The following is a 17,149-nucleotide window of genomic DNA, read 5'->3' as shown; positions in this document are numbered from 1 at the left end:
CTGCGGTCGGCGGGTTGGGTCAGTGCAACGCAGATGTTGCGCTTATCCCGAAGGAGCCACATGAACACCCAGAAACTCAAGGACACCAGACCCGGCGCAAAGCGTAAGTCAGCCGTGGCCGCGCGCTCGCCTTCCAAGGTTGCAAAAGAAGCTCGTTCGCCACGGGCAAAACAGACAAGCGCGCGCAACGTCGTAAAACCATTAAAATCATCCAACCGCGAAACCTCACGTTCAGCAGCATCGAAACGTTTTTCTTCCCAAGCCCTAGTCCCGCAACCGATCCGAGAGTCTTCAAAACTGACTACAGTGCTTGGGATGCTTCGTGCGCCGGGTGGCGCGACCATTGCCGACATCGTGGAGGCGACCGGCTGGCAGCAGCATTCGGTGCGCGGCTTTCTGGCGGGAGTAATCCGTAAGAAACTCGAGCTTGATCTGGTTTCCGACAAGGTTGATGGTGAACGACGCTATCGGATCGGCAAAGCCACGGCGTCGAAGTAATGGACGCCCGCACCACCGTAAACGGACGATCTATTGATCCGGATGTAGAGACCGAGCTGAATAAGCTCGGCTCGATGCCGATCGCCGCTTTGCGGGCCCGGTACCGCGAATTGTCACGGTCCGAACCGCCTCAAGCATTCGGGCCGGACTTGTTGCGGCGGAGCATTGCCCAGCGGATTCAAGAAAAAGCTTACGGTAGTTTGTCCGGCGAGTCCAAAAAGCAGCTCGGTCAGTTCATACGATCGATAGCTTCCGGAAAGACAGGCCGCCTTGAAGTGCCGCAGCGGATCAAACCCGGCTCCGAACTGGTGAGGGTTTGGAACGAACAGACCCATAGGGTCACAGTGCTAGCCAAGGGTTTTAGCTACCAAAGCGAGGTCTTCACCAGCCTCTCGGAAATCGCGAACCGGATCACGGGCACGCGCTGGAATGGACCAAAGTTCTTTGGACTGCGGACAACGAACAAAGAGGTCGAGGCAAAAAAGCGCGCAAAGGGAGGCCGCAATGGCCGCACATAATATCAAACCAGTTCGCTGCGCCATCTACACACGCAAATCCACCGAGCATGGACTTGAGCTAGAATTCAATTCTCTTGATGCCCAACGCGAAGCCTGTGAGGCTTATATAAAGAGTCAGGCGTCACAGGGCTGGCGCATCCTGCCTCAGCCTTATGACGATCCGGCTTTCTCCGGTGGCAACCTCGACCGTCCCGCCCTTAAGCAACTTCTGGCCGATATCGAAGCCGGCCTGATCGACGTGATCGTGGTCTACAAGATTGACCGCCTGACCCGATCCCTCGCCGACTTCGCCAAGCTGGTCGAGACCTTCGACCGCAAATCGATTTCCTTTGTCGCGGTGACCCAGCAGTTCAACACCACCTCATCGATGGGACGACTGACGCTGAATGTGCTGCTGTCCTTCGCACAGTTCGAGCGGGAGTTGGCGTCCGAGCGCGTCCGCGACAAAGTCGCCGCCTCCCGCCGCAAGGGCAAATGGACTGGAGGCACTGTTCCACTCGGCTATATGGCCAAGGACAAAAAGCTCGTCATCAACCCCAAGGAAGCCGAAACCGTTCGCACTATCTTCAAACAGTATATCGCCCTGAAGTCTTTCAGTGCGCTGGTTCAGGACCTTGATCGCCGCGGCATCGTCACCAAGCGGCGTGATACCAAGGTGCCGAAATATCGAGGCGGTATCCCCTTCACCTATGGTCCCCTCGCCCATGTTTTGAAGAACCGCGTGTACTTGGGCGAGGTCCATCATGGCGGAAAATGGTATCCCGCCGAGCATAAGCCAATTCTCGATCCGAAAATCTTCGATCAGGTGCAGACCCTGCTCGCCGAGAACCGCGTGACCACCCAAACCCGGCAATCGGCCAGCGGAGCCCTTCTCGCTGGCAAACTTCGCGATGATCGCGGCAATTATATGAGCCCGAGTTTTACGGTGAAGAACGGCATTCGTTACCGGTTCTATATTTCACGCGCCCTTATGCGCGGCAGGAAGGCTCAAGCGGGTTCGGTCGCTCGCATTCCGGCGCAACTCATCGAAGGCTTTGTCATCAACGCGATCAGGGAGCACCTCGCATTCGACCCGCAGACTCCCAACGATCAGCTCAGAAGTCATGTCGTGGATTCCGTTGCTGACGTTATCGTTTACCCCAAGACAATCACGATCCGACTACTGCCAGACAATACAGAAACCATCGAAATCCCATGGCAAGCCCCGGTGAAGAACACTTCCGCACCCGCGCCCTCATCCACCAACACCGATCAGCCAGATCCAAAGTTGTTGCAGGCGATCGTTCGGGCTCACGCGTGGTTGCGCGATCTACAGTTAGGCAAGTTCGACAACATCGAGGCGCTGTCAGCGTCGGCAAAACTCCATCCGAAAGTCGTGCGGCAAGAGCTGCGCTATGCGTTCCTGGCACCTTCCATTACGGAGGCCATTCTGACCGGCGAGCAACCGCCGGCACTCACGCTGGCGCGGATTCCAAAGACCCTGCCCCTGACCTGGTCCGGGCAGTGTCGTGCGCTGGGGTTCTGATCGTGTTGCAACAAAGTTGAGATGTCACGATTTGTGCAAAGTAGAAATGTCCCAAATGGCGGACTGTCAGGGGACGGGAAACGGCGCCGCGCAGACCATCATATCGGAGCGGCGCCGTCTTTTACTGGCTGATTTCGGGACCAATTTTGCGGCTTTGATGCGGTCGGCCCGAACTTTCATCAACCCGGCCTTCTGATCCGAGCGGCGTGGCCCTTCAGGGAGGCGGCTGTACCGGGGCTGATTGTCCTGCTGTTCCTTGATCCAGGCCAGAACCTCGCCGAGCCGCTTGTTCTCCACGATCGCGGCGTGGCTGACCCGCTGCAGCTTGTCGAAGGCCGCGTAAGGCAACGATCTGCCTTTCCAGCGAACCTCCAATCGCCCATCGGGATAGTCGTAGATCTCGACCGTCTTGCCGCGCAGACGAGTCGCCAGGCCCTCGGCCTTGAGCGTCAGCTTCATCTGGTTGTAGTTCACGACCAGCTGATGCGAGACCGTTCGCTGTTCCCGCTAACAGAGAATCTGATCGAGATCTTGGCGGAGATCGATCACGCGATGTAGATCCTTGTCGCGGGCGGGCGGCTTGCCGAACCGGCCGTTATAGTGAGCGATGAAGCCGGGCAGGAAGGCGTTAGCCTCGTCTAACGTGCTGATGCCGGCGAGCCGCAACTCCTTCACCAGGCGATCCTGCAATGTCGAATGCGCGCGCTCGACCCGGCCCTTTGCCTGGCTGGTATTGGCACAGAGAATCTCGATGTTCAGTTCAGATAAGGCCCGTCCGAACTGAGTCATTCCATCGCCGCTAACCGCGCTCTCGTTCGACACCCGGAAGATCGAATGCTTGTCGGAGTAGAAAGCAACCGGCTTGCCGTAACGACCGAGATAGGCCTTCACCGCCGCGAAATATGCAAACGTGCTCTCTGAAGCGACAAAGCGCAGTTCCATCAGGCGACTGGTCGCATCGTCGACGAACACCAGCAGCGTGCAGGCGGGCGCACGATCTTCAAACCAGCGATGGTCAGAACCATCGATTTGGACCAGTTCGCCGACATGCTCGCGGCGATACCTAGGTTGCTTGAATCGAAGCCGCTCAGCCCTTGATGTCCAAATCCCGGCGCGCCGCATCCAGTTGCGCAGCGTCTCTCGCGAGACTTCGAGGTCATGACGCTCGGCCAGCTTCTCGGCGGCGAGGGTCGGTCCAAAGTCCGGGTAGAACTTCCGAACCAGGTCGACCGCATGATCGCGGACCGCGTCCGGAAGCCGATTATTTGAGGGGCGGCCGCGGCGTTGATCAGCTATCGCCGGCGCACCGCCATCACGATATCTGCCCAGCAGTCGGTACGCCTGCCGCAGCGTGACGTTCATCACGCCGGCAGCAGCAGCAACCGTCAGCTTCCCGCCGTCCAGCCGCGCCAAAACATCAAGACGGTTCAGTTCGCGCTTGCTCATCAACACCACGCTCATCGAAACGACAGCCTCCAACGTCCCAAAAAGGACAGGAAACTGACATCTGAACTTTGCTCAGTGCTGACATTTTAGCTTTGCTACTACAGATCGGATTCGCACATCCGATGTTATGGAATGTGAAGGTCCGCATTGAGTCGACTACAAAGTAGGCCAACTATAGACCTTCAGTGGATAGGTGAACTCAGCGATGAGACGGCTCCGGCGAGCTATACAATAAGAGGCCGTGCAGATGCTAAGCAGTTTGGCCAATTTCCTCAGGTTCTGTACTGCAGCAGCGAGCAAGAACTTGTCGCACCCCACATGGTACCGAGCCTAAGGGTTGGCAGTGGGCGTTTAACCCCCCAATTGATATAATCGGCGTTCATACGCCAAAGATAGGAAAAAACCTCTTTTCAAGGCCGAGTTCCCCGAACAAGCTTATATTGGTGCTTTCGGATTCGAATCATTAGCGTTGCCGCTGAAATGGATTACGGCTCTATGGCGCGGGCTCCCACGCATGGCAAGTCGACACTCGATGCACGGTTCAGCTTTGCCGATACCGGGTTTGTCGGCGGGAGCGAGGGCTGGCATTCACAACTTCGCTTTGCCACGGGTATTGCGGATGGCGAGCACTATCTTCTGCGCCTCTTCAAGAAGACCGGAACGGCGCTCGACGAAGATCTGAAGCGGCTCATCACGCACGGGCTCAGGCGGGTGCGCCGCGTTCTCTCATCGCGGCGTGCACGCCAGCTCCTGGTCGAGATCATTGAAATCGTCGAGGACCAGGATGAGATCGGTATCCTGATGGTCGATCCCGGCAGTCCCATTTGTGGGTCATCGCATAGGGTCCGCGCTCGGGAAAGCCGCCTGCTTACGCCGACCGGCCGCAAGGCGTTTTGGCGCAATATCGTGCGCGTCGCCGAAGGACTCGCACTTTGTCATGATGCGGGCATCGTGCATGGCGCCGTCAGCGAACACGCAATCTTCTCGCATAATGACGACAAGGAAGATTTTCGTCTCGGCGGTTACGAAGCATGCGTGCACCTCGCCGATGGTGATATGGGCGGTGCCGGACATCTTTTACGGCCGTCCGGCACCGTTTCGTTCCGGCGGGACTGGAGCGATCTTGGCCAGGCTGCATCGCGTATCCTTGGCGTTACCGAGGATGGTGGCGGCCCCTCTCTACTGTCGATCGAACGGCGCATGCTCAATCGCCTTGCCAATCCGCCGCACTACCAGCTTTTCGACGGCAACATTGTCCTGAGCGAGCTGGCCGAGGTCGTGGCTGATCTTGACCGGTCAGGGTCAAGCGCCGAAGGCGAGCTCGTTCTCTATCCTTCGGCTCAAGTTATCCAAAGCGATCTTCCCGCACTCACGTCCGGCACCGTCCAGGCAGATGACCGGGACGCAGTTCTTCGGTTTGTCGACGAAGATCTGAGCGGACCGTCGGTACGGACCGTTGTTGTAGATCAGGCCTATGTACGTGTCGTCACCGATCTTGCCGCCTATGGGGTGAAAGTCGTCGATGATTGTGTCGGCATGATCGAAAATGCTAACAAAAGGCGGCCTGACGACTATATTTACGATGCCACCGAGGTTTCTCACAGGCTCCATCTGGCGCGAACCCGAAAAGGCGCTGAAGAACGGGTGCGCAAGCTCGGACCGGGTGCCAAGCCGTGGATCGACACCAGCGGCGGTAGTCGCGCGGCACAACGAGCCGACGATGTTCCAACCTGGTACGCCCTGATTCTCCTCGAAGCGTTCACCTGGCTACGTGAACAGTTTCGGATCTATCCCGTCGAGGTGCTTCACCCGCCGTCGGACGGAGACACCGATTTGGCCTGGATCGCATCCCGTGAGGATGACGCGCGGGACATCCGGCGCAAAATGATGGGACTGCGTCCAGCGTACGACGCGTTAGGCCGCGAACTGAAGTACGACGACGGCAAGCCGAATTGGACCCTTTCGCGCCTTGATGCGCTCGCCGGCGATCGCGAACGGCTCCCCGAGCTCAGTTATGAGGGAACGGGCGGCATTGTCGATGGCCGCCTGGCTTTCACATTCGCGACCAACGAAGCGGTGGTGCCGGGACAGACCCTGTATCTTCGCCCTCGTCGCGATAGCGGATTCGAACGCGCTATTCGCCGTCGCCTTCAGAATATCGTGGCGGCCCGGACCAATATTGAACTCTTGAGAGCAATCGACGATCCGGCACAGATCGCGTTGGACGATGTGCTGCGCGATATTGCAGCTCCGGGCAAAACGCCGCCCCAGGATATGGATGCGTCGAAAAAGACAGCATGGGACGCCATTGTGGCCGGCAAGTCGATCAACGTCGTTGTCGGCCCTCCCGGCGTCGGCAAGACCTTCCTGATCTCGCATCTCGTCAGGAGTATTCTGGAAAAAACACCGGATGCCCGCCTGCTAGTCTCGGCGCAAAACCACGAGACCTTGATTCAGATGGAGGACGAACTCAAAAAGACGCTTGCGGGCGGCACGACGATCGTCGTTCGTGTCGAGCGCACGCGATTGACCGATGAAGTGAGTCCGCTGCGCGCGAGCTCGATTGGCCTGCTCCAGTCGGTTTCGGCCGCGGGCCATGCCGCTGAGGGCACGATGGTCAATCAACGCTACCAAATCAAGCAGTCGCTGCAACCCGATGCGTCGGAAGCGGCCATCGCGGAAAGGGTGTTTCGCGACACCGATAATCTGTTGCTGCGTTCATCTGATGTCACGCTTGCGACGACGTCGTCGCACATCATCGAAGAAATGATTGCGGACGGCGATCAATTCGACTGGGTCATCGTCGAGGAAGCCGCTCGCGCCAATGGCGCGGAACTGATCGGCGCGTTGCTGCTGGGCAACAGGCGAATCATGGTTGGAGATCACAATCAGCTTTCTCCTTTCGATGCAGCCCAACGGCAGAAGTTCTATGATGCCGAACGCGCGGAAGAGCTGCTGCGAGGCGCGAAACAGCAGCTTGAAACCATCTCCGATCTTCCGCCGGAAATCTACGAAGCCCTTGATACCATCAAGTCGAATGCGCTTTTGCAGAAGGAAGTGCTCGCGACGGCAGCTCGGCTTGAAGAGCCATTCCGATCGATCGCGGAGCGCGAAGAACAACGAGAGAAGGACACAGGGCGGTCGAGCACGATTGTCAACACCCTCCTGGAACAGAGCCGCATGCACCCCGCTATCGGGGATCTCGTTTCAAACACATTTTACAAGAAGAACCTCGTTCCCTCCGATCGCGCCAAGCGTCGCGCGCTGACCGTTACGTCGGCCGCTCCACACCTCGCGGCGCCGATCGTTCTTCTCGATTTTCCGCCGCTCAGCTTGACCAAAAAGCGGAATTTCGAGGTGAAAGTGGAACGCTCATATCGCAACGAATTCGAGGCGCACGCTTTGATCGCGGCTTTGAAAGGCTTGCGGCCGGTTGTCGGCAAGGACGGTAGCCGACCAACGCTGGTGATCCTTTCGCCTTATGCAGCACAGGTCAAATGGCTCAAGCGTTTGCTTCATCAACAGGTCAGGAAAGACAAGACCTTGTTCGGCTTCGCCAGTCCGCGCAGCAACGGAGAGTTTATCTTTACGAGCGACAGCTTCCAGGGCGGCGAGGCCGACGTCGTCATCGCCAGTCTCACGCGTAACAATGTCATGGTGGGATCGCGTGCGTTGGGATTCGTCAAGAGTTCACAACGCATGAATGTGCTGCTCAGCCGCGCCAAGCAAAAGCTGGTTCTTGCGACCAGCCAACACTTCATTCGCGACGTGGTCGAGGGAATAGATCCCGACGGCAACAAAGATGAGCTCGAGTTCCTTCGCAGGATGCTGAAGGAGCTCACGACGCTCGCGAAAACTGAATACGATCTGGTCAGGAAAGACGCGCCCGTCGTCAAGGTCAAGGGAGCTTCCATCATCACGGTCGATGAGAATGGGAGATTCCCCGCGTGAAAATCTACCTTCCGGCCTGGCACTATCGTGCGCGCGCCATCGTGCAGCGCACCTGGGGATGGAGCCCGATCGAGGAAATGATCTTGCTGGCGCTCGATCGCGCGCCGGATACGATTGAGGGTGTTGCCAAATCGCTCAGAATTCCTGTCCAAGTCGCTGGCTCGACCATCGCGCGGTTGATGCAATTTGGCCTGGTCGAGCTTCGCCTGTCACCCGTTCCCCAGCTGGCAACAAGCAGTGTCGGTCGCGACTTCATCCGGCTCGGAGGCGCTTTGCCAGAGCGAACCGAAGATCGCGAGATTCACATCAGTCTCGTGCTGGAGAAAGTCGGACATTCCGTCTTTCGCAACCGCGACGTCGAAACCGCCCCACTCAATCGATTTGTCCACACAGATCACAAGGTCAACTTCCCACCGGGACCTGATGAGACCGATGACACAATGGCCGCGCGGGTCACCCAGTTCGTGGCCGGCATGCTGCGCCCCGGCGAATGGCTGCGCGGTGTGCAGACGATCAATTCGGTCCTCGAAAGAAAATACCTTGCCATCGATCTCAACGACGTCAAGAACGGTTTGCTCCCCGAGGGAGCCAGTCAGGACCTGATCGGAGCCCTTCAGGCAACGATCAAGACCGGCATTCTTCCCGAGGCCAGCGACCCTCGGCAAAGCCGGTCACCGACCATCGATACCATGATGTCGGACGACCAATTGATTGTTGGCGGCGACCAACACCTGGAACGCTTCGAACACATCGTCGATCAGGCCGAAGAAGATGTCTTTGTCCTGTCGACCTTTATCACGCCGCACGACGGCAAATACACGGATCGCCACGAACGTGTCCGCGCGGCGCTCGAACGGGCATGCCTGCGTGGCGTGCGCTGCCATCTGTTCTATGGCACGGCGCTGGACACCGAGAGAAGAAATGCCATTGCGATGCAGGAGCTGAATGTCCGGCTCTCCTCGGTACGGCGCGCGCGTGGCCTCGTGCTTGCGCAGCGCGACTCGGTTCGAAGTCATGTGAAGTGTCTTGCCGCAGATGATGGCCGAGGAGGTGCTGTGGTCGTGCTCGGCTCCTCCAACTGGCTGTCGTCCCCTTTTTCAGCCGTTGAGCTGTCTGCCGAGCTCACCGAAAATCACGCGGCTGCGGCCGGCTTGGACCTTCTGCGTTCGATTATCTCGCCTCTTTCCAGCGCCAGTCGTTCGGTTGAAACGCTTCAGTTCATGGCGTCGGACTTGAGGCGCACCCGAAGCTCCTTGTCACTCAAGACCGAGACCGGCCAGAGTATCCCGGTACGGATGACGATCCTTCAAGCCGACGACCATGAGCGATTGCTCCGGCGGGTCGCGCACGAGGCCGATGAACGGTTCGTCTGCTGCAGCAATAGGGTGGGAGCCACCATGGTGCCCGGGCTGTTCAACCCGGCCGAAATCGCGGGCCGCCGCCTCGGCGACGTCCGTGTTTATTATTCGCGTTCGTCGGGACCCATTAAGCGGCGGCACGTCAAGGCCCATCGCGACCGACTAAATGGGGTCGTTGATCTGATTGCCGTGGAGGATCCGCAAGTTCACGCGAAATTCCTCTTGTGGGGCAACGATCATGCCGTGGTGAGTACGATGAATTGGGGCTCTCAATCGGGTTCACCCGATAATCCCCTCGACGAGATTGGGCTGCATCTGGAGGGATCGGGGCTGGCTACGTCGCTCTTGGCCAAGTTCGAAAAACAGCTCGAGGATTGATCCTTGCGGACCATATCAGTCGAGAAATTCTGCCATCGAAATATTCGGCAGTGATCAAATTGCGCTGAGGTGGAGACCCTACAGCGAGCGCCTAAGCAATTTACCCCTGCAACTCGTCGCCTGTTCTGCGAAAACAATATCGCTTCGCAACACGGTGAGCTACTTAAGCCGCAGACCGATTGGAATCGGAGATTTTCTGAAACTCTGCGAGCAGTTCCGGAAAGCTCTGGGCGAGGTATCGCACCACACGGGCGTTTTCGATTAATCTATTCAAATAGCCAGTTGCTACCACCAAATCGAGATGGTCAGTTCCGTATGACTGCTCCACGAGCCGAAATTCCCGGTCAAGATTTGCGGATTCCTGCTCCATCAGTGCCACCTGATCTTCAGTTAATCCTTCGATGTGTTTGGGCTTAGCTGCATCAACCAGCAAAGCCTGCGGCGTGGCTCCTACCAACGATTTTGCATATGTGATCGAATACTTGTTCATTGCCACCATCAACTGCGCCGCTTCGATTTGGCGCATCGGAAGCATCTTTTTGAGTTCTGCAAATGTCGAGATAGGGACATGTTTGTCTTTGAGCATCTCCACCGTCTCGGCACATATTCCTTCCAGGAGACGCTTCTTTAGACGGACATGAGCAACATTCACGTTCAGAACTTTAGCAATCCGCTCTTCCGGCACTCCGCGCTTGATCGCTGCGAGTATCATGTTGCGTTCTTGAATGATCGCAATTCGGCTGACCCTTTTATTGTAGGTAAAAGCCTCATCATCTGTCGCAATGATGCACGTAACTTCTGTCCATCCCTGTTCCTGAAGAACCGATAGTCTTAGGTGTCCATCAAGCAGCAGATACTTGCCTTTCTCACTCCTGTCGCGCGCTACAACAGCAGGCTCAACGATTCCGATCTCGCGGATGGATGACTGAATCTGCGAATACTTTGGAGTTTTCTTGACAGCCTCACTAACCAGACGGAGTGGTTGAATCGCGCTAATCTCAATAACAACGCTCTCTCGCTCGAACGCCACCGCCACCGGTCGTTTTTCAAGCTTTCTGGACATCAAGCCACATCTCCTCGTTCCATGCGACTCAAGAGTTTCTTTGGCATCGAATCTAGCTTTTCGGCCTTTAGAAGCGATATGAATTTCTCGTCGCCAAATAACTCGCGCATTGCATGTGCAATGAAAATCAGACGATTGCGCGTAGCGTCCGCCTTACGGATAAGAAGCCGTTTTCGATCAGTATCTTCGCGATAGACCCTGACGAGCGAGCGGGTTGAAAGCTTTTGCCCGCCCTTTTTGGGCTCGGCGTCAAATCTGCGACCCCGGCGACGCCTGTTTTCAACAAGCCGTTTGACAATCATGAGCTTTCGACCGCGAAGAAGATTCTTTTCATAAGCCTGCTGAAGAGCTTCTTGCACGCCGACGTCATCTGCTTCAGCTATCTCGACAGCAACGCTTACAGGAATATGTCCAGATTCCACGGCGCGCAAAAGACGTTGCTCCCCTTGAGCAAGAAGTCGACCAACACCGCGAACGTATTCGAATGACAGGCCGGTTTTCTTGGCAATCTCGGAATCACTATAACCCCTGGTACGCATACCTCCGATATCATGAAGAAGGTCAATCGCTTGGTGATGGCGGCGTGCGCAGTTCTCAACCAGACTTTTGATCATGCAGTCTTCTACGCTTGCCTCAGTGAGGAGCGCAGGAATTTCCGCTTCTCCCAATTCAATAAATGCCTCTAGCCGGCCTTGACCACAGACAAGGTCGTAAATCTTTCCTTCGCGTTCCTCACGACGGGTAACTGTGATTGGTTTTTTCAAACCTAGTGCCGCGATGTTCTCAACTAATTCGCGAAAGCTCTTCTTGTTGCGAATTCGTGGATTGATTACCGATATTTTAGAGATCGCTATTAGTTGAATTTTTGCTGGGATACTTTCAACCATTACGCAGCCTCCTTCACCGAAATCCGCTCGGCCATCTCAAACAAGCGATCTAATGAATCGAAGAGATAGGCATCGAGCGATATGCCGTTGTATTCCTGCACACGCAGGACTCGCTCGCTCATATCCAGAGTCGGCAGGATCAAATAGTCGAACGCAGCGATATTTGCTCGATCCATTCGAACCGCAATGGTAACATCTGGTAACAAGCCCCGATCGAGCCGGATTCGCCAACGCATCGCACCCGCAGCAGTTTCACGACAACGCGCTATGACAATGGAGACAGAAAATTCGTTGTTTATCTGCAGCAGCTCGGTCGCGGCATCGCGAATTACATAACCACCAGCATTCTCAATTCCCCGAATTACATCCGAGACAACATTGGGAAACAATCGTCGCAGCGCTCGATTAACTTCGATATATCGATAGTCCCTATTAGGGGTGTACCCAACGAGCTGATACGCTCGGAGAAGATTTCCGAATCTACTTTGATAAGCGCTGCTAGACGGACAGCCTTCGGCCTCGTCGATAATGAGACCGGAAAGATCGCCCCGACGGACCAACAGATCACTTAATGATCTTAACATTTCATCATCGGTCATTCGCCGCGATCTGGCTTGTATAATCTGCTGTGCAGCATCAAACAGAGATCGTTCAACAATCGGCTCGAATACGGAATCCGCCCGGATCCATAGATCGGGACTATTTCTCACACGCCGTTGCTTGAGCTTAAACGAGCCGCGATTCCAAACATTGTTGCCGATGTATTTCTCATTGATGAGAATCTGGTGAATGGTTCCCCGGGTCCACGGACGGTTGGCATCAGTGGAGATCCCTCGCCGGTTAAAGTCCCCTGCTATCACTGATTCAGATAGCTGATCGTGCACGAACCGCCGATAGATTTCGCGAACTAATTCGGTTTCATTAGAGGGACCGGGGACAAGGACGACGCGATCTGTCTGTATGCTCTTATGCTGCTTAGTTAGAAGCTCGCCCTTTGATCCACCGTTTTCGTCAACTAAGTGGCGCCTCAGACCAAAGCCAGGCGGACCGCCTTGCCGGAATCCCAGCTGAATAAGCCGCCTCTGCCCAGCGAAGACCTTGACTGAGAGTTCACGGCTATACTCAGCGGCCATGCGACGCTTGACTACCTTTTGAACGTCGGAACCAATGCTGCCGTCATTCTCAAATTGCTCCGCGCAATAAGCAACACGTACTCCCTGTGCGCGGCAGCGGTATTCGTATGATGCAGCCTCATCTGAATCTTGAAATCGTCCCCATCGGCTAATGTCGTAAACGACGACGACCGCAAAATCGGCAGCGCCATTTTCAATATCTGAAAGAAGACGCTGCAGCCCCGAACGACCGTCAATATTTAGACCGCTCCGCCCTGCATCGGCATACGTGCGAACAATTTCAAGTCCTCGTTGCAGCGCATACTGTCGAATTGCGTCTGATTGGTTTTCAGTTGAGTATTTTTGATGCTCCGTGGACATGCGAACATACTCAGCCGCACGCACTAGACCTTCTGATAATTTTTCCTCTGGTGACGAACTCAACTTCGTTTCCTCTACAGTGCAATTCCTGAACCACCGAACTTATCGATAATTGTCAGGCCTCTGTTCTGAGCGTGGAAAGAAGTCTGTTCGAAGGTCCATTCTGCACGCCTGTCTAAGCCTAGCTCGGAAAGGACGGAAAAATGTTGCCGAAGAGAGGCAGAATCTTTCGCAACGGTAGTGGCGACAACACTCCGAAGGTCGTCTATGCGAAAGCAATTCGTGACGCTCTGAGAAGCGAGTTGGGTCAAAATCCAAGTGCTAATAAAATTATTCAGCGTTGGACGGGCGCTGGTGAGCGCACTGTCAAAAATTGGCTAAACGGGCAATGCGGCCCTCGAGGCGAGCACTTGCTATTGTTGGCCTGTCACTCTGAATGTGTCTTTGAAACGATGTTAGCATTAGCTGATAAAGATCACGTCGTTGCAGACAGCAACGTTCAAAAGATTTGCGACGAAATGACCATCGCAATCGGATTGATGAAAAGATTTTTGAAACATGAGAAGCACAGTCGCTCGAACCGATCCGTCGGCTGATTGACTAAACGGGCGAGTTTTCCGCCAAAGGCGGCTAAGGCAGACTGCCTGCCTCCCACGCAGTGGTTTTGTTCTCCGGTCTCTGACGCGAGTCTCCCGAAAATGGGAATTCTTCAATGGTTGGCTGGAGAATGGTGGCCAATTTCGGAAGGTGATGGTTCGATTCCGGTCTCTACAGAGACTCTACGCGCTAAAAAAGCCCGCTGTTGGCGGGCCTTTCTCTTACTAAAGAAGGAAATTCTCCGAAATCCTGACTGGATGGCTGGAGCGAGAGGAATCGAACTCACGCATTCCCGATCTAACCAGTCTCCGCTAAGATGCTGTCATATTTGGGAATTTTTGCTCCATACCAGGCCTTGCGACCGGTGCTTAGTTAGCCCTCAAGATATACCCGCATCAGATCAGTATTAGCTCGCAGTTCGGATGCCGATCCTTCAAGTACCACCCGCCCGCGCTGGAGCACGTAAGCCCGGTCAGAGATATTAAGCCCGAGCGCCGCGTTCTGTTCGGCGATCAATACCGTAACACCGGATTTCTGCGCCAACTGAACCAAACGCTCCGCGATCTCATCGACAATGCGCGGCGCCAGTCCGAGGGATGGCTCGTCCAAAACGAGCAGACGGGGTGAACTCATCAATGCCCGCCCGATCGCCAGCATCTGCTGTTCGCCGCCGCTTAAGGTTCCGGCGATCTGACCAAACCGATCACCGAGCCGCGGGAACATCGCGACAACGCGGTCGATCGCTGACTGTAACGATGACCCGCGCAGCTCAGGCTTGGAAAAGGCACCAAGCTCGATGTTCTCGCGAACGGTCATTTCGGAGAAAATGCCACGCCCTTCGATCACGAGCGCAAGGCCGCGCCGGACTCGCTCCGCCGCATCCAATCGGCAAACATCCTCCCCGGCAAACCTGATGTCGCCCTTTGCCTGCTGAACAAGCCCGGTGATCGCATTGACCGCGCTGGATTTCCCCGCGCCGTTCGCGCCGATCAGAACGACGATCTCGCCCGCACTGACGTGAAGATCGAGATGTTCCACCGCGAGGATTGTCCCGTAGCGGACCTGAAGCTCCCGCACTTCAAGCATGAATGTCGCTCCTCTCGCCGAGGTAAGCGCGCCGGACATCGGCATCAGCGATCACCTTTGCCGGCGCTCCATCGATGATCGGACTGCCGCTGTTCAGCACCAGAATGCTATCGGAAAGCGGAATGACGAGGCTCATGATGTGATCGACCAGAACGACGGCGCAGCCTTTCTCCTTCTGCTCGCGCAGCAAGGAAGCGAGTTGTTCAATTTCCGTAGACGACAGACCCGCCCCAGGCTCATCCAGCAACAGAAGAGTCGGGCTTGCCGCCAGCGCCGTGCCGATTTCGATCAGCTTGCGTTCGTACTGGTTTGTTTCTCCAGGAAACGCGTGCGCGACGTGCACCAGATCGAGCTGGTGCAGGATCCTGCTTGCCTCAGCTTCACACCGGCCACCGAGCACCGAAGCCCCCAGCACCATGTTCTCGTAGACCGTCAGCGTCGGGATCAATCGGGCATGCTGGAACGTGCGCCCAAGACCGAGACGCGCGCGGTGATAGGCTGGTGTCTGCTCGACAGGCTGTCCGCCGAGTTTGATCGTGCCGCTGTCCGCGGCGATTGCACCCGAGATCAGCGCAAGCGCAGTCGATTTCCCTGCCCCGTTCGGTCCGATAATCGATTTGATCTCACCCGCGCGCACGTCAAAACTCAATCCCTTGACCGCTTGCACACCGCCAAATGCCTTGCCGATATCCCTGACCGCCAGAACCGGTTTGTCGCTCGATATCGATGGCGGCCCGACCGGCGCTTCCTCGGGCAAGAAGAACGAGCGTCTGCGCACAAATCCGGCCAGTCCGCTGGGTGCGAACAGCATGATGATAGCCAATATCGATCCAAAGATCACTGGCTGCCATGTCGCGGCTTCACGCAATAGCTCGGGCATCCAGCCCAACAGAACGACACCCAGGATGCCGCCCCAGATGCGTCCCATTCCGCCCACGACCAGCATAATGACCAATGTCAGGGAGTAGTTGAGACCGAACGTATCGGGCGCAACAAACTGGACGTTGTGAACGTACAGGCTCCCACTCAGCGCTGCTATAGTCGCGCTCGCGACGAATACCACGACCTTGAGCGAGGTGACATTGATCCCGCGCGCGGAAGCCGCCGTTTCATCGGCATGGATCGCACGCAGCTTCAGGCCAAGACGCGAATTGGCGAGATTCCACACAACCAGAAGTACGACGGCGACAACACCAAGCACGAGATAGTAATACACCAAGGGATCGCGCAGGATGTAACCGCCCATCTTGAGCCGCGGAATCGAGATGATCCCTGAGGAACCGCCGCTCCATTGCGACGTCACGCGAATGGCCGCATCGAACATCACCGGGAAACCCAGCGTCGCCATCGCCAGATAATAACCGCGCAGGCGAAGCGTCGGTACCGCGACGATCGCGGCCAAGAGAGCTGCGGCAAGCATACCGACGGGCATCGCCGTCCAGCCGGAAAAACCAGCCTTGGTCGTGAGCAGGCCGGACGCATAGGCTCCGATCGCGACAAAAATGCCATGGCCGAGGGAAAGCTGTCCGGCATATCCAAGCAGAAGGTCCAGTCCCACAACCACAAGGATGTTGAGAAGCAGGAACGTCCACACGCCCAGGACATAAGGATCCTGCGAAACAAGCGGAATGATCGCGAATGAAGCAAGGATGCCCAGCATCGGCCCCTGCCTTATCCATGTAGCTGGCATAAAGGATCGCTCAGTCATCGGGCCGATCCCGGCTCGGCGCGGCCGAACAGGCCCTGCGGCCGGACGAGAAGGATCACCAGAAGCGTGAGGAACGCGTATGCATTCTGCAAGTCCGACGATATCAGGCCGACGCCCAGCCCTTCCAGCAAACCCAGGACGAGCCCGCCGATCACGGCACCGAACGGATTGGCCAATCCGCCGACAATTGCGGCCGTAAAGCCCTTGATAGCGAGAAGGACGCCGTTGTCGTAAGACATCATCTGCGAGGGTGTGATCAGCATTCCGGCGAGACCGCCGATGGCGGCGCTTGCCAAATAGGCCATCAACACCATGCGCCGCGGACGGATGCCGACCGTCCGGGCCGCGCGGCTGTCATTGGCGCATGCGCGCATGGCCTTCCCTATCATGGAGCGGAACAGGAAGACCCATAACGCGACGCAGACAAGGGCGGTCATGACCAGAACGGTGATCGTTGCGTAGTTGACACTCGCACCGAACACCTTGATCGCACCTTGCGGATACAGCGCATACGTCTTGTAGTCTGTTCCCCATATCTGATGGGCGAGGCCTTGCAGCGCGATCGCGACGCCGATCGTGGTCATGATGTAAGTCAGTTCATTGCTGCCTTTTCGCGCGGTCGACAGCAGTCCCTGCAATGC

12 protein-coding genes and 1 pseudogene are annotated in these 17,149 nt (G+C 56.5%); 6 read left to right on the top strand and 7 right to left on the bottom strand.

Annotated elements, in window-relative coordinates; all coding sequences use genetic code 11:
- Window positions 1–60 precede the first annotated feature (60 nt).
- The 3 genes from I554_RS26375 to I554_RS0112865 are packed head-to-tail and all read left to right on the top strand — an operon-like array spanning window position 61 to window position 2,541.
- On the top strand, window positions 61–498 hold the full coding sequence (locus I554_RS26375; RefSeq protein ID WP_081710774.1) for a DUF3489 domain-containing protein: 438 nt from the start codon (window positions 61–63) through the stop codon (window positions 496–498).
- A complete protein-coding gene (locus tag I554_RS0112870; protein WP_024577602.1) occupies window positions 498–1,016 on the top strand; it encodes a DUF2924 domain-containing protein in 519 nt (172 codons plus the stop codon). Before I554_RS26375 ends, I554_RS0112870 begins: the two co-directional genes overlap by 1 nt.
- A complete protein-coding gene (locus I554_RS0112865) occupies window positions 1,003–2,541 on the top strand; it encodes a recombinase family protein (RefSeq protein ID WP_024577601.1) in 1,539 nt (512 codons plus the stop codon). Before I554_RS0112870 ends, I554_RS0112865 begins: the two co-directional genes overlap by 14 nt.
- A gap of 66 nt (window positions 2,542–2,607) precedes the next feature.
- Here the strand turns inward: I554_RS0112865 and I554_RS25570 are convergent.
- Window positions 2,608–4,002 (bottom strand): annotated as a pseudogene (locus I554_RS25570) (ISNCY family transposase).
- 480 nt (window positions 4,003–4,482) lie between these two features.
- Between I554_RS25570 and I554_RS0112855 the strand changes: the two are divergent.
- Window positions 4,483–7,938: an AAA domain-containing protein gene (locus tag I554_RS0112855; RefSeq protein ID WP_192817790.1), complete on the top strand. Its 3,456-nt coding sequence runs from the start codon at window positions 4,483–4,485 to the stop codon at window positions 7,936–7,938.
- On the top strand, window positions 7,935–9,674 hold the full coding sequence (locus I554_RS0112850) for a hypothetical protein (RefSeq protein ID WP_024577599.1): 1,740 nt from the start codon (window positions 7,935–7,937) through the stop codon (window positions 9,672–9,674). The genes I554_RS0112855 and I554_RS0112850 overlap by 4 nt, the downstream gene beginning before the upstream one ends.
- Window positions 9,675–9,837: 163 nt before the next feature.
- Here the strand turns inward: I554_RS0112850 and I554_RS0112845 are convergent, their stop codons facing one another.
- From I554_RS0112845 to I554_RS0112835, 3 genes are read right to left on the bottom strand one after another with little or no spacing between them, the layout of a single operon-like run.
- Window positions 9,838–10,737 (bottom strand): plasmid partitioning protein RepB C-terminal domain-containing protein, encoded by a 900-nt coding sequence (locus I554_RS0112845; RefSeq protein WP_024577598.1) that lies wholly within the window; start codon window positions 10,735–10,737, stop codon window positions 9,838–9,840.
- Window positions 10,737–11,624: a plasmid partitioning protein RepB C-terminal domain-containing protein gene (locus I554_RS26370; RefSeq protein ID WP_024578176.1), complete on the bottom strand. Its 888-nt coding sequence runs from the start codon at window positions 11,622–11,624 to the stop codon at window positions 10,737–10,739. Before I554_RS26370 ends, I554_RS0112845 begins: the two co-directional genes overlap by 1 nt.
- Window positions 11,624–13,180 carry a recombinase family protein gene (locus tag I554_RS0112835; RefSeq protein ID WP_275450909.1) on the bottom strand — a complete coding sequence of 519 codons (1,557 nt, stop codon included), beginning with the start codon at window positions 13,178–13,180 and terminating at the stop codon, window positions 11,624–11,626. The genes I554_RS26370 and I554_RS0112835 overlap by 1 nt, the downstream gene beginning before the upstream one ends.
- Before the next feature lie 140 nt (window positions 13,181–13,320).
- On the opposite strand from I554_RS0112835, the gene I554_RS26870 reads away from it, so the two are divergent.
- Window positions 13,321–13,713 carry a hypothetical protein gene (locus tag I554_RS26870; protein ID WP_051373170.1) on the top strand — a complete coding sequence of 131 codons (393 nt, stop codon included), beginning with the start codon at window positions 13,321–13,323 and terminating at the stop codon, window positions 13,711–13,713.
- A gap of 373 nt (window positions 13,714–14,086) precedes the next feature.
- Here I554_RS26870 and I554_RS0112825 read toward each other — a convergent pair whose 3' ends face one another.
- From I554_RS0112825 to I554_RS0112815, 3 genes are all read right to left on the bottom strand, one after another.
- Window positions 14,087–14,800 (bottom strand): ABC transporter ATP-binding protein, encoded by a 714-nt coding sequence (locus tag I554_RS0112825; RefSeq protein WP_024577595.1) that lies wholly within the window; start codon window positions 14,798–14,800, stop codon window positions 14,087–14,089.
- Window positions 14,793–16,460 (bottom strand): ATP-binding cassette domain-containing protein, encoded by a 1,668-nt coding sequence (locus I554_RS0112820; protein WP_024577594.1) that lies wholly within the window; start codon window positions 16,458–16,460, stop codon window positions 14,793–14,795. The genes I554_RS0112825 and I554_RS0112820 overlap by 8 nt, the downstream gene beginning before the upstream one ends.
- Before the next feature lie 44 nt (window positions 16,461–16,504).
- The coding region (locus I554_RS0112815) for a branched-chain amino acid ABC transporter permease (RefSeq protein ID WP_024578175.1) at window positions 16,505–17,149 on the bottom strand (645 nt) is incomplete at its 5' end.

Origin of the sequence: Afipia sp. OHSU_II-C1, from assembly GCF_000497575.1 — a bacterium.
Taxonomy (GTDB): Bacteria; Pseudomonadota; Alphaproteobacteria; order Rhizobiales; family Xanthobacteraceae; genus Afipia.
This window is presented reverse-complemented; position numbering and strand designations above follow the sequence as displayed.

Coding starts and splice junctions, on each gene's coding strand:
- I554_RS26375 (WP_081710774.1), top strand. CDS start 61: ATGAACACCCAGAAACTCAAGGACACCAGACCCGGCGCAAAGCGTAAG.
- I554_RS0112870 (WP_024577602.1), top strand. CDS start 498: ATGGACGCCCGCACCACCGTAAACGGACGATCTATTGATCCGGATGTA.
- I554_RS0112865 (WP_024577601.1), top strand. CDS start 1,003: ATGGCCGCACATAATATCAAACCAGTTCGCTGCGCCATCTACACACGC.
- I554_RS0112855 (WP_192817790.1), top strand. CDS start 4,483: ATGGCGCGGGCTCCCACGCATGGCAAGTCGACACTCGATGCACGGTTC.
- I554_RS0112845 (WP_024577598.1), bottom strand. CDS start 10,737: ATGTCCAGAAAGCTTGAAAAACGACCGGTGGCGGTGGCGTTCGAGCGA.
- I554_RS26370 (WP_024578176.1), bottom strand. CDS start 11,624: ATGGTTGAAAGTATCCCAGCAAAAATTCAACTAATAGCGATCTCTAAA.
- I554_RS26870 (WP_051373170.1), top strand. CDS start 13,321: ATGTTGCCGAAGAGAGGCAGAATCTTTCGCAACGGTAGTGGCGACAAC.
- I554_RS0112825 (WP_024577595.1), bottom strand. CDS start 14,800: ATGCTTGAAGTGCGGGAGCTTCAGGTCCGCTACGGGACAATCCTCGCG.
- I554_RS0112820 (WP_024577594.1), bottom strand. CDS start 16,460: ATGCTGGGCATCCTTGCTTCATTCGCGATCATTCCGCTTGTTTCGCAG.